The following is a 12749-nucleotide window of genomic DNA, read 5'->3' as shown; positions in this document are numbered from 1 at the left end:
TTAGGGTTACATTGGGATTGCCCAAAGATTATAAAATGCAATACGGCCACATAATTCAGCAACTAAGGCGAGTAAGAGTGCAATAGCATAGACCGGGGTTGAACGACAACTTTTACGGCTATTTCTTAACGCAATAAATACCGATAAAATAAGGAGTCCACACTGCAATAACCACCAATAATACTGTGCTTGAACTAGCTCAAGGGTATGTTGACTTAAAAAACGAATGTAAGGGAGTTTTGTTGCTAACACAATTAGCGCGCCAATAATAAATAGTGCTAATCCAGCGCGGCGCAGACCAAACGTGGCCGCTAAAATACCACCAAGTATTAGCATTGCCGTGTACATTTGTAGTGCTGTATAACCCGTATCCCAATTTTGAACCGTTGGGATCATATAGGTTGCCACTATTGTCCAGACAAAAAATAGGCTAACAATAATAAGCAGGAGCGCGATAATGGTATTAATCCTCGGGATCGTATTGATTCGATTGGCTAATGTTTTTACCAGTGCCAGTTTAGAGCCTTTATTCGGCTGAGTAAAATAGGCGAGCAAAACACTGACGAAAGTAATGCCAAAGAGTATGCCAAAAGTAAAAATTTCATTACTCATTGGCGATCGGCCAATCCCAAAAATGACATTTAAAGCACGTAGCGGATGACCTAAGTGCAGTGAGGCAATACCCATTGCCACAGCCATAACCACTAATGCGGCAATGTTTATTCGCTCAATTTTAACCGTATTTTGCACTCGACTGGTTAAAGAATAAAGCGCTGAAATAAATACTGCACCAGCGCCCATTTGGCCTAGCACAGTAAAAAAAACTAAGGGTAATTCATGCATAATTATACTTCCTCAGGATTGAGTATACAGCCAATAGTATCGCCCGATCGCTTCGCATGTGCGTGAGTATTGATTACAATGTTTGGCTTGGTTAATGACGATTGTGGCAACGGTGCAATATCACGTTCATTACCGTATTTTTCGCGTAATATCGTTATATCATCAAACTCAAGTGCATGCTGTGGACAAGAGCCGACACAAACGGGCTTTAACCCTTCACTGACCCGCTCATAACAACCATCACATTTCGACATGACTCGTTTTTGCTGATCAAATTGCGGGGCACCATACGGGCAGCGCATTTCACAATATCGACACCCCACGCAGGTATCTTGGTCAACAACCACGAGACCGTCTTCTTTCCTTTTATGCATCGCTCCCGTAGGGCAACCGTGCACACAGGTCGGTTCTTCACAATGGTTACAGGCAATGGATAAATAGTAGACGAAAGTGTTATTCTGCCATAAGCCACTCGTTTGTTGCCAGTTGCCGCCGCCATACTCGTATACTCGACGAAATTTAGTGCCGATATTGGTATCTTTTTCATCTTTACAGCTTACTTGGCAGGTTTTGCAGCCAGTACATTTAGCGGAATTAATATAAAAACCGTATTGCATATTCTTTTACGCCTCTTTTTTATAGGGATAGTAATTTTACGTCGACTAAATTAGTATGTTGCGGATTTCCTTTAGCAAGAACCGTTGGCCGCTGCGATGTTAAGCGGTTTATACATCCACCTATATCTACGCCATCTTTATTGGTTTTTGCCCAAGCGCCTTGCGGAATCGCCAACACTCCCGGTATTATCCTTGGCGTGACTTTAGCGGGAAGGTACATTCTTCCTCGGTCGTTATAGATTTCGACTAATTGACCATGCTTAATCTGGCGTTTATCAGCGTCGATTGGATTGATCCAAACAGCATCAGTTGATGCTTCTTTTAGTTGCGGTAAGTTGGCATAACTTGAATGGCAGTGCCCTTTAGTGTGATAACCGGTAAGTTGTAATGGATATTTTTCGAGCCCTTCATGATCTTCAACCCCTTCAATTGCCGGCAAATAAGCGGGAATAGGGTAGAGTTTATCTTTTTCATCAAGTTGCCATTCGTTAGCAATATTCGCTAGTGTTTGGGAATAGAGTTCGATCTTACCCGATGGGGTATTAAGTGGCTGACCAATTGGGTCATCACGAAAACCTTTTAAGGCAATATGCTTATCACTATCGGCGAGATTACGGTCAATAACACCTTTACCATCTGTCTGCGCAAAGGTCGGCAAATTAGGGTTAGCCGCTCGCGTTCTTTCATAGCATAGCTCAATCCAATCAGCGTAGCTTCTGCCTTCAGTAAACACCTCTTTTACCTTTAATTTTTCGGCAACATCACAAAGCACATCATAAGTGACGCGATTTTCCCATAGTGGTTTAATGGCTGGCTGCATACGAATTAAATAGTTATAAGCGCCTGATTGATAGGAGTTATTAATTAAATCACTCGTTTCAACTCCCGAAACATCAGGTAGCAATAAATCGGCATATTTAGCCGATGCGGTCATATGAGTATCCCAGACGAGAATAAATTCACATTTTGATTCATCAGCCAAAATTTGGTGAGTTTTATTAAGATCAGCATGCTGATTACCGATGACATTACTGGCGTAATTCCATAAAAATTTAATACCGACATCAAGCTTGTCTTTGCCCTTAATAAAGGCATTTTTGGCGGTTAGGTTTTCACCATCTTCAATCGCTTTGGTCCACATAAAAACGGGAATAGTTACTTTTACCGGATTTTGTAACATCGGCATACCCGCAACAGGATAAGTGACACTGCCACCCCATGTACCAATATTGGTACCCTGACGGCCAAAATGCCCAGTCATAATCGGTAAAGCCATAATAGCTCGCGCGGCATGTTCGCCAGTTTGCGTGCGTTGCACTCCCCAGCCTTGCGAAATCCACGCCGCTTTGGCATTAACAATTTCGAGTGCTAGTTCGCGTATTTTTTGTGCTGAAATACCAGTTAATTGTTCAGCCCATTCAGGCGTTTTAGCGACCTTATCTTCACCTAAACCCAAAATATACGATTTATAGTCGCTATGGTCTGGAGCATCGTCGGGCAAGCTTTTCGCATCCCAACCGACACAATATTTAGCCAACATCTCTTCATTAATTAAATTGGCTTCTATTAATGTATAACCTATTGCCGCAACAAGCGCTGCATCGGTCCCCGGACGAATTGGGATCCAGTCAGCATTATAAGCAACAACACTATCATTACATCTAGGATCAATAATAATGACTTTAGCGTTACTCTCAGCTAATGCATGATAGAGCTCAGTGACTTGCCCACCGCCAGACATCCGCGTTTCAGCAATATTTTGTCCGAACATCACCACTAAATCAGAATGCTTAATTTGATCAAAAAGTGTTTGTAACTGTGTACCATAGTTATTATCGGTTGGTCCAAATAAATAAGGTTGGATCGTCATGATTTGAGCATCAGAATACGTACCGTGATAATCAAGAAATCCCCCTAACGTATTAAGCAGTCGTTTGCTCATATTACGACCGCTAAGGTTAGAACCAATGGTTCCTGAGCCATATTGGTAAAAGATTGCTTCATTGCCATAGGTGTCAATGGTATGTCTTAGTTTTCCTGCTAAAATATCAGTTGCTTCATCCCATGAAATTCGTTTAAATTTACCTTCGCCACGTTTACCAATTCGTAGCATTGGGTATTTTAATCGTTCAGGATTATAAGTTCGCCAGCGAACGGAGCGTCCTCGTAAACAAGGGCGAATTTGGTGCTGACCAAAAACCGGATCATTGATCCCATCTTCCGATGAAATTTTAGTGATAATGTCGTTTTTGACGTGCACTTTTAACGGACATCGACTACCGCAGTTGACTAGGCAGGCGCTATAACTAATTGCCTCTTGGTTTTCTCCCGCAAATGGGGTTATTGATGTTGATTCGGTTTGGCCATAAGCCAGAGGCAGGCTAAATTTATTCATTAATGCGGCGGCGCCACCGACTAAAAGTGATTTTTGCAAAAAGTTGCGCCGACTAAAATTTTTAGGTTTATTTGTATTATCCATAAAGTATATCCCTGTTATTTTTGTGGAGATCCACCTATGATAAACCTAAATCTTATTAGATAAAATAAAAAAGTTAAATAATTGAAATTATTTCATTTAATAAAAACAATTATCATTTGTATTTTGTCTGAACACTTATTTGTATGCAGTTAATTTTATGATAGAGGTGTTTAATTTAGCTCAGGATGATGCCAAGGCAGTAAAGTATATTTGTTAGCATCGCCAGTTTGACCATGGCAAATAACAAAGGGGCCATTGCCTTTGTCGAGTGAAATTTAAATACACTATATATTTGTTGATACACCAGTGGGGTTGCTAATAAAAACAGATAGCTCCAGATTGTGTGTAAATAATAGAAAGAAAAATGTGCTAATAATAAAAAAGCTAAAATGAGTAGTGCGGCATGGTAATAGCAACCGGCTTTTTCACCAATTAACACAATAAAAGTACGCTTATTATGTAACTTATCACTTTTTATATCACGTAAATTATTAATATTAAGTACCGCAACGGATAATAGCCCGCATCCGATGGCGGGATACATTAAAAATAACGGTAATTGTTTAGTTTGCAGATAATAACTACCTAAAATGCTGACTAAGCCAAAAAAAACCAGCACAGATACATCACCTAAGCCAATATAACCATAGGGCTTTTTTCCTATGGTGTAAGTCATGGCGGCAACTATCGATAGTAGCCCAAGCAAGATGAATTGGCCAAATTCAGCATAAGTGTCACAGGCCAGAATCAGTAAAGCGCATCCACTCGCAAGGCACAATGCAACATTTATCAATAACGCCATTCGTAACTGTTTAAGGGTTATTAAGCCTTGCTGAATGCCACGTAATGGGCCCATGCGATCGATTTTATCCGCACCTTTAATCGCATCACCATAATCATTGGCTAAATTGGACAACACTTGCAATAGTGCTGCGGTAATAAGCGTGAGTGACAAAACCCAAATATTAAATTGCTGTTGCCAGTAAGCTAATGCATTACCGACTAAAATGGCTGATAACGCGAGAGGTAAGGTTTTTAAACGGAAGCTATCAATCCATGGAATTAGTTTTATTTTCATTAGTTTTATATGATATATCGTCAAGCTATGGGCGAATAATATCAGTAATCCTTATATTATTCACGATTTTTGGAAGAAAAAATGCTATTTAGTACGATAGTTTTTTTAAAAATATCATAGCTGTATTATAATAGCCGTTTGTTCATCATTATAATTGTTTAAAATAACTTATCAAAAGGTAATATGCAGTGAAAAGAATTATTGTTGTCGGCGGAGGTGCTGGCGGTTTAGAGCTTGTGACTAAATTAGGAAATAAACTCGGTCGCAAGAAAAGGGCGGAAATCATACTTATCGATCAAAATACTGAACATCTTTGGAAACCGTTGCTACATGAAATTGCTACCGGTGCATTGAATGATCAAACTGATCACATTAGTTACCTTTCTCAATCCAAGCGTCACCATTTTTCGTTCCAACAAGGTAAATTAATTAATATTGACCGCGATAATAAACATATTGTGATAACCGATGCAAATCGTGTGGCACTTGGTTATAGCGATACCGAAGTTACAATTAATTATGATATTTTAGTCGTTGCCATTGGCTGTACGGCAAATGATTTTGGTACGCCAGGTGTTAAAGAGCATGCTATTTTCCTTGACGATCAAAAAAGTGCTATTGAATTACGTAAAACACTCTTATCGACATTTATTCGCTTTGATATGGATGCCAATAATGCAACAACACAAAAGCCAATTAAAGTGGCGATTGTGGGCGGCGGAGCAACAGGGATTGAATTAGCATCTGAATTACCTAACATGGTTAATACACTAAAAACCAGTGGTTACCCTAATTTAGGCGAGCAAATGTTAGACATTAGCTTAGTTGAAGCGGCTGACCGTATTTTACCTACGCTACCGGAAAAAGTCTCATTAGGGATCACAAAAACCTTACAAAATATGGGTGTAAAAGTTTTAACCAAAACTATGATCGTTAAAGCAGATAACCAAGGGCTTTACACTAAAGACGAGCAAACGATTGCTGCGGATATTATTGTTTGGGCAGCGGGTGTTAAGGCACCTGATTTCCTTAATAATATTGCCGGGCTTGAAACTAACCGTAATAATCAATTAGTGGTGAAAACGACCTTACAAACTTCACGCGATGATGCTATTTTTGTTATTGGTGATTGTTCGTCATGTATGCAGGATAACGGTAAGCTCGTTTCACCAACGGCGCAAGCAGCTCACCAAATGGTTCCGGTTTGTGCTTATAACATTGAAAAATCGATGAATGATTTACCAATGAAAAAATTCAAGTATAACGATAAGGGCATTATCATCTCGTTACATGATACGGCGCAAGGTGTGGTATCCATGATTGGCTCTAAAGGTTTTCATGCCAAAGGTGCTTTTGCACTATTAATTCACCGAGTTTTATACCGTATGCATTTAGCATCGTTATTAGGTATTTGCCGAACAATACGCTTTACTTTAGCGGCTCGAGTGGTAAATAAAACTAAATCAACACTCAGTGGTGATAAATAGTGACTAATTAAGTAGCTACACTTTGACCGACCACTTAAATCAAGAGAATAATACATATTATTCTCTTGATTGTTCCTCAACTATCCATAGCGCAAATTAAGTAAAAGCCATAATTATCGCTATTTTATCCTCACTATTAGGTATAGACTGTTAACCGCTAGTATCACAATTGTACATAAAAATAGTTTCAGTTTTGAACCCTAAATTTTATTAACTATTGGCTATCAAATTAGCACTAATCCAGATGGGAGAATAGAAATGACAATAAAAGTACTTGGCTATAGCGCACAGCAAGCAAAAGCAAAATTGGCGCCTTATCATTTTGATCGTAGAGATCCTCGCGTTGATGATGTCGTAATTGAAATACTTTATTGTGGTGTTTGCCACTCTGATTTGCACCATGTGTATGGCGATTGGAAAACTCACTATCCCGTCGTCCCAGGGCATGAAATTATAGGTCGAGTGACTCAGGTTGGTAATAAAGTCACAAAGTTTAAGCCGGGCGACTTAGTGGGCGTCGGCTGTATGGTCGACTCTTGCCAGCACTGTGAACCTTGTCACCATGGACTTGAGCAATACTGTGAGGAAGGCAGTACCTTAACTTACAATAGTCTTGATCGCCATGACCATATGCCAACATTTGGCGGATATTCTGACAGTATCGTTGCGGCGGAAAAGTTTGTCTTAAAAATACCGCACAACATGGATCTAAAAAGCGCGGCACCGCTACTGTGTGCAGGGATAACGACGTGGTCGCCATTAAAGCACTGGAATGTGACTAAAAATAGTCGTGTTGCGGTGGTGGGTTTAGGCGGACTAGGTCATATGGCGATTAAATTAGCTAAAGGTCTTGGCGCCGAGGTGACGCTGTTTACACGCTCTAAAGGTAAAGAGCAAGATGCTATTCGTTTAGGGGCTGACCATATCGTACTATCAACAGATGACAAGCAAATGGCATCGGTTCATAATCAGTTCGACTTAATCATTGATACGGTACCGAGCATTCATGACTTAAATCCTTACATTCCAACACTAGCACTTAATGGCACCATAGTTTTAGTGGGTTATTTAGGTGATTTAGACCCATTTTTAAATACCGCGCCATTAGTTATGGGACGAAAATCGATAGCCGGCTCTCTCATTGGTGGCATCGCCGAAACGCAACAAATGCTTGATTTCTGTGCTAAGCATAATATTACCTCAGATGTGGAAATGATCGACATTCAATATATCGATAAAGCGTATGAACGGATGCTCAAAAGTGATGTCAAATATCGTTTTGTTATTGATATGGCATCCTTAAAAAAAGATAAATAGCCTTCCGCGATACATGCGCATCAAAAAATATAAAGCCACATAACGTGGCTTTATTCGCATATAAAATAAGACAATAAAAACCTAATTTTGACTGTCTGTTACCACCAGTTGACAGATAAGATCCGTTAACTGATAGCTTTTAAGAAAAGACTGCATTGGCAAAAATTCAAAATAAGAGTGAAAATTATGCGCGCCAGTAAAATAATTAGGCGTAAAAATTCCTCGAGCGGATAGGGCTGAACCATCTGTTCCACCTCGCATAGCAATAACTTTCGGCTCGATTGATAATGATTTCATGGCGGTAAAAATCAGATTAATGGCCGTTTTATCTTGACCTAAAGAGTCGTGAATATTACTGTAAACATCGGTTACTTGATAGTCTATTTTAGCCTTAGGGTGACGTGCCGCAATCAGCTGCACAACTTCCCCAATATAGCGCTTCCTTGCTTCGTAGCTGTTTTTATCAAAATCGCGAATTGCTAACTTAATTTCAGCTGAATCAGGATTGGCATGTAAATCGGTTACATAAAAATAACCTTCACGGCCTTCAGTATGTTCTGGCGTATCTTGTCGGTCAAAGCAACCAATAATATCATGAGCAACCCGAATCGGGTTAACTAACACATTTTTAGCTGACATTGGGTGCGCGGTTATGCCTTTGATATTAATGCTTACTGAGGCGGCATTAAATGTTTCATAAACCACTTCACCTAATTGACAGCAGTCTATCGTATAGGCAAAATCGACAGGAAAGCGAGTTAAATCCATCACTTTAGCGCCGCGTAAACCAATTTCCTCATCAGGAACAAACGCGACATAAATATCGCCGTAGTTATCCGGGTTAGTTGAAACATGTTGCATCAAAGTCATTAATACCGTGATTGCGGCTTTATTATCTGCCCCAAGTACGCTAGTACCATCGCTAAAAATAATGTCATCGCCTACATAGGCCTTAATTTCTGGATGCTCTTCGACATTAAACCAAATATTTTGTTCGCTATTAAGGCAAATATTTTCGCCACTAAAGTGTTTAACTTGCGGCTTAATATCAGGTGATAACCCAACATCAACCGTATCTAAATGCGCGACAAAACCAATTTTTGCCGCCTTAGGGTTGTTACCTTTAAAGTGGGCGGTTAATACACTGTGTTCATCAAGATGAACATCGGCTATTCCCATATCAGTTAGTTCGCTAGCAAGGCATTTAGCCAATGTACGCTGTCCTTCCGTGCTTGGGACGGTTGAATTAGCCGCACAACTTTGCGAGGTTATGGCGACATAGCGAAAAAAACGTTGTTGTAACTGTTGCATTATAGATTGCATAAAAACCTCACTACTGTGTTTGTACTGCGTTATAAGTATAGCCACTATCAAAACCGATTGGGATCTCAAATCCCCAGAAAATAAACAATGTGGCAATTAAAACTAGCCAAATAGCAATCGAGAAAGGGATCATCATCGAACATAATGTGCCCACACCGGCGTTTTTACAATATTTATGACAATACATTAAAATAAGCGGGTAAAAAGGAAACATCGGTGTACTAACATTGACCGCGGCACTGATCCTAAATGACGCCTGAGTTAACTCGGGCGAAATCCCTACCGCCATTAGCATTGGTACCATAACTGGCGCCATAATCGCCCATTTAGAGGTTGCAGAGGTGATAACAAGGTTAATACATGATGATAATAGAATCATGCCAATAATCGTTAACCATGCTGGCATACTTAGTGAGCGTAAAAATTCGGCCCCTGCCATTGAGATTAACACACCGACATTAGAGTGATTAAATGAGTATAAAAATTGACCGGCAATAAAGCAAAATACAATAAATGAAATCAGTGACTTAAGAATATTTTCCATTGAATTTGTCACATCTTTTGACGATTTAAAGGTACCCGCAACAAAACCATAAATTAGGCCTGGGACGGCAAAAAAGATAAATAATAGCGGTACAATGGCCTGCATAACGGGCGCATCGGCACTGGTTAAACTGCCACTGCTGGCGCGAAAAGGCGAGCTATCGGGATATAATAAAACCGTCAGTAACACAATTAAGGCAATAATCGATAATCCAGCCCAACGAAAGCCTCTATTCTCATGCGGTGCGATATAACTGACATCGCTATTTTGTTCGATCTCTCTATCGGTATCAACCGGGCAGTTTTTATTTAGCCAAGGCTCAACAATTTTTGCGGCCACAAACCAACACACTAAAATAACGCCAAATGTAGCACCAAAACTAAAAAAGTAGTTACATAGTACATTGACGTTATAGCTTGGGTCGATAAGCCTTGCGCCATGTTCAGTAAATTTTTGCAAAATAGGATCAATTTGTGATGGCATATAACTGGCGGTAAATCCACCGGCAAGTCCAGCAAATGCAGTGGCAATACCTGCTAATGGATGACGCCCACTCGCGTAAAACATCAACGCTGAAACGGGCATTAAAATAACATAAGCTGAATCGGATACAATATGAGCAACCACACCAACGAACGCAACGGTTGGCGTTAGCATTTTAGGTGAGATAATGCCAAGCATCTTTTTTAAAGCGGTATTGACAAAACCACTCCCCTCAGCAATACCAATCGCTAATGTGGCAACAATAGTAATACTTAATGGCGGAAAGTTAATAAAGTTATTGACAATCGTGGTTAAGAACGTGACGATTTCATGGTATGAAAATAGGTTAATAACTTCAATTTTCTTGTGGGTTGATGGATTTACATAGCTAAAATCAATAAAAGACAATAAAAATGAGAGAACCCAACAAATAATAAGTGCATATAAAAATAGCATCGTAATACTTGGCATCGCATTGCCAACGCGTTCGATACGATTTAAAAATCCCTTGTTTGAGGGAAGACTTCCAGCCATAGTTTATTCCTATTATAATTAACAAAAAGCAAGATGTATTTTATACAATAAATACTAACACACAAATTAAATCATATTAGTTGGATATACTTTAATCAAAAATTATTCCCATTTATGATTCGTCTCATCTAAATATAATCACCTTTTTATCCCGTTACCAAGGGAAAATAGCGCAATATTTAAGCAAAATTTATCATATCCCAAGAAGATTGATTTAAATGACATAATTTCATTAAAAATAAGTAAATAAAATGTAATGGAAGTTAAAATATCGCTTTTTTATAGACAATTTGTGCTTATTAATTTATTATTTCGCACTTTTATGTATAATTAATGAGCTTTTGTGAAAAATATCGTATTAAAATCTTTTTTGAAACTCTTTTGTCTCTATGTCATATCACTTGACGTGATAGCGGCTACATTGCCGACGGGGGCTGAAAGAGCCATTAGTGACCAACAGCTTATTTATCAACAAGAGCGGCAAAAGGCACTGCAAGATAGCTTATCTGCGCCTGTGCCAGACGTTAAATTGCTGCCCGCCATCGTTAAAACTCATACGATTGATTTCCCAATTGAAACGCCATGTTTTGCGATTAACCATGTCGAGCTTCGTGAGCGTGATGCACTGCCGTTTACTTTGCCTTTGTATGCCTTATCAAATCAAGCCGAAGGTCAATGCCTTGGTGGGCAAGGTATTAATTTGTTAATGACTGAGCTACAAAACCGCATTATTAGTTATGGCTATATTACTACGCGCGTGGTGGCACCCGAGCAAGATTTAACCAGTGGTAGTTTAGTACTATTATTGGTTAAAGGTACCGTGAGTGGGCTCTATTATACTGACCAAAGTGACAACCGCTCGAGCTTACAGAGCGCATTGCCACTTAAAAAAGGACGGCTACTTAACTTACGCGATATTGAACAAGGGCTAGAAAACCTGCAGCGCATCCCTACGGTTAAAGCGGAGATGCAACTGGTGCCAGGTGAACATCCTGGTGAAAGTGATATTGTGATTAACCGAACGCAGTCAAAATATTGGCGTCTTGGCGCCTCATTTGATGATTCCGGTGCTAAAGATACCGGGCATTACCAAGGTGGACTAACATTCTATTTAGATAACCCATTAGGCATGAGCGATGCCTTTTATGTCTCAGGTGTCATGACTTAGATGGCAACAGCAAGTACGGCTCAAAAAATTACCTATTTTCGTATTCAGTGCCGATGGGCTATTGGGCGCTAAGTACATCATTAAGCAGTAACACCTACCACCAAATTGTCGCCGGAGTGCCTGATTATGAATATAGTGGCCGTAGTCGCAACGTGAATGTGCAACTCAGTCGCGTTATTCATCGTAATGCGTCACAAAAAACCACCTTAAGTTATGGTATCAACCTAAAAGAATCACATAACTTTATTGATGATACCGAAGTGGACGTGCAACACCGCAAAACCACCAGTTGGACACTGGGTATTGCTCACCGTCACTACCTCGATTCGCTCACCCTTGATGTGGGGGCCAGCTATAAAAAAGGTGTACGTTGGTTTGGCGCCCAAGCGGCACCTGAGGAAGGAGCCGGTTATGCCACGGCGCTGTCGGATATTTTTAATCTCAATTTATCACTCAATGTTCCCTTTACGGTTGCTGAACAAAATTTGCGTTATAACCTCGATTATCAAGGTCAATTTACCCGCTGGGGTGACTTAACCGCGCCCGAGCGCTTTTCGATAGGCGGCCGTTGGTCGGTCAGGGGCTTTGATGGTGAGCTAAGTTTGAGTGCTGACAATGGCTGGTATGTGCGTAATGAACTGTCTTGGGCTACGCCGACCCGTCAAGAGCTCTATTTAGGTCTCGATTATGGTGAAGTATCAGGGGCTAACTCGGGTTACCTACTTGGTAACAAGCTTGCTGGCGGCGCCCTTGGGGTACGCGGCAATGTGTATGGCTTTTCGTATGACACGTTTCTTGGTACGCCGCTTTATAAGCCACAGGGCTTTAAAACCGATGATGTTACCTTGGGTTTCACTATTAATTGGAACTATTAAT

At 40.2% G+C, this 12749-nt stretch carries 10 protein-coding genes; 4 read left to right on the top strand and 6 right to left on the bottom strand.

The features are described from left to right. Positions 1-6: 6 nt before the first annotated feature. The 4 genes from RHO12_02545 to RHO12_02530 form a co-directional block, all read right to left on the bottom strand. A complete protein-coding gene (locus tag RHO12_02545) occupies positions 7-843 on the bottom strand; it encodes a DmsC/YnfH family molybdoenzyme membrane anchor subunit (GenBank protein ID WVD66660.1) in 837 nt (278 codons plus the stop codon). A 2-nt stretch (positions 844-845) separates the two neighbouring features. Next, entirely contained in the window at positions 846-1460 is a 615-nt protein-coding gene (locus RHO12_02540; protein WVD66659.1) for a DMSO/selenate family reductase complex B subunit, read from the bottom strand. A gap of 19 nt (positions 1461-1479) precedes the next feature. After that, a complete protein-coding gene (locus RHO12_02535; GenBank protein ID WVD66658.1) occupies positions 1480-3939 on the bottom strand; it encodes a DMSO/selenate family reductase complex A subunit in 2460 nt (819 codons plus the stop codon). Positions 3940-4114: 175 nt separating this feature from the next. Beyond that, on the bottom strand, positions 4115-5017 hold the full coding sequence (locus RHO12_02530; GenBank protein ID WVD66657.1) for a 1,4-dihydroxy-2-naphthoate polyprenyltransferase: 903 nt from the start codon (positions 5015-5017) through the stop codon (positions 4115-4117). Positions 5018-5205: 188 nt separating this feature from the next. On the opposite strand from RHO12_02530, the gene RHO12_02525 reads away from it, so the two are divergent. Beyond that, on the top strand, positions 5206-6504 hold the full coding sequence (locus RHO12_02525) for an NAD(P)/FAD-dependent oxidoreductase (protein WVD66656.1): 1299 nt from the start codon (positions 5206-5208) through the stop codon (positions 6502-6504). A gap of 258 nt (positions 6505-6762) precedes the next feature. Then, the gene (locus RHO12_02520; GenBank protein WVD66655.1) at positions 6763-7821 is read left to right on the top strand and encodes an NAD(P)-dependent alcohol dehydrogenase; all 1059 of its coding nucleotides are present in this window, start codon (positions 6763-6765) and stop codon (positions 7819-7821) included. Between the two features lie 81 nt (positions 7822-7902). Here RHO12_02520 and pepT read toward each other — a convergent pair whose 3' ends face one another. Both pepT and RHO12_02510 read right to left on the bottom strand, forming a co-directional pair. Next, positions 7903-9144, bottom strand: coding sequence for a peptidase T (gene pepT, locus RHO12_02515; protein WVD66654.1), 1242 nt, complete (start codon positions 9142-9144; stop codon positions 7903-7905). 10 nt (positions 9145-9154) lie between these two features. After that, positions 9155-10705 carry an AbgT family transporter gene (locus RHO12_02510; protein ID WVD66653.1) on the bottom strand — a complete coding sequence of 517 codons (1551 nt, stop codon included), beginning with the start codon at positions 10703-10705 and terminating at the stop codon, positions 9155-9157. Positions 10706-11048: 343 nt separating this feature from the next. Here RHO12_02510 and RHO12_02505 point away from each other — a divergent pair, with 343 nt between their 5' ends. Both RHO12_02505 and RHO12_02500 read left to right on the top strand, forming a co-directional pair. Continuing rightward, on the top strand, positions 11049-11873 hold the full coding sequence (locus tag RHO12_02505; protein WVD66652.1) for a POTRA domain-containing protein: 825 nt from the start codon (positions 11049-11051) through the stop codon (positions 11871-11873). A 47-nt stretch (positions 11874-11920) separates the two neighbouring features. Then, entirely contained in the window at positions 11921-12748 is an 828-nt protein-coding gene (locus RHO12_02500; protein ID WVD66651.1) for a ShlB/FhaC/HecB family hemolysin secretion/activation protein, read from the top strand. Position 12749 lies beyond the last annotated feature (1 nt).

The organism is Orbaceae bacterium lpD02 (assembly GCA_036251875.1).
Lineage (GTDB): Bacteria > Pseudomonadota > Gammaproteobacteria > Enterobacterales > Orbaceae > Orbus > Orbus sturtevantii.
This window is presented reverse-complemented; position numbering and strand designations above follow the sequence as displayed.

Coding starts and splice junctions, on each gene's coding strand:
- RHO12_02545 (WVD66660.1), bottom strand. CDS start 843: ATGCATGAATTACCCTTAGTTTTTTTTACTGTGCTAGGCCAAATGGGC.
- RHO12_02540 (WVD66659.1), bottom strand. CDS start 1,460: ATGCAATACGGTTTTTATATTAATTCCGCTAAATGTACTGGCTGCAAA.
- RHO12_02535 (WVD66658.1), bottom strand. CDS start 3,939: ATGGATAATACAAATAAACCTAAAAATTTTAGTCGGCGCAACTTTTTG.
- RHO12_02530 (WVD66657.1), bottom strand. CDS start 5,017: ATGAAAATAAAACTAATTCCATGGATTGATAGCTTCCGTTTAAAAACC.
- RHO12_02520 (WVD66655.1), top strand. CDS start 6,763: ATGACAATAAAAGTACTTGGCTATAGCGCACAGCAAGCAAAAGCAAAA.
- pepT (WVD66654.1), bottom strand. CDS start 9,144: ATGCAATCTATAATGCAACAGTTACAACAACGTTTTTTTCGCTATGTC.
- RHO12_02510 (WVD66653.1), bottom strand. CDS start 10,705: ATGGCTGGAAGTCTTCCCTCAAACAAGGGATTTTTAAATCGTATCGAA.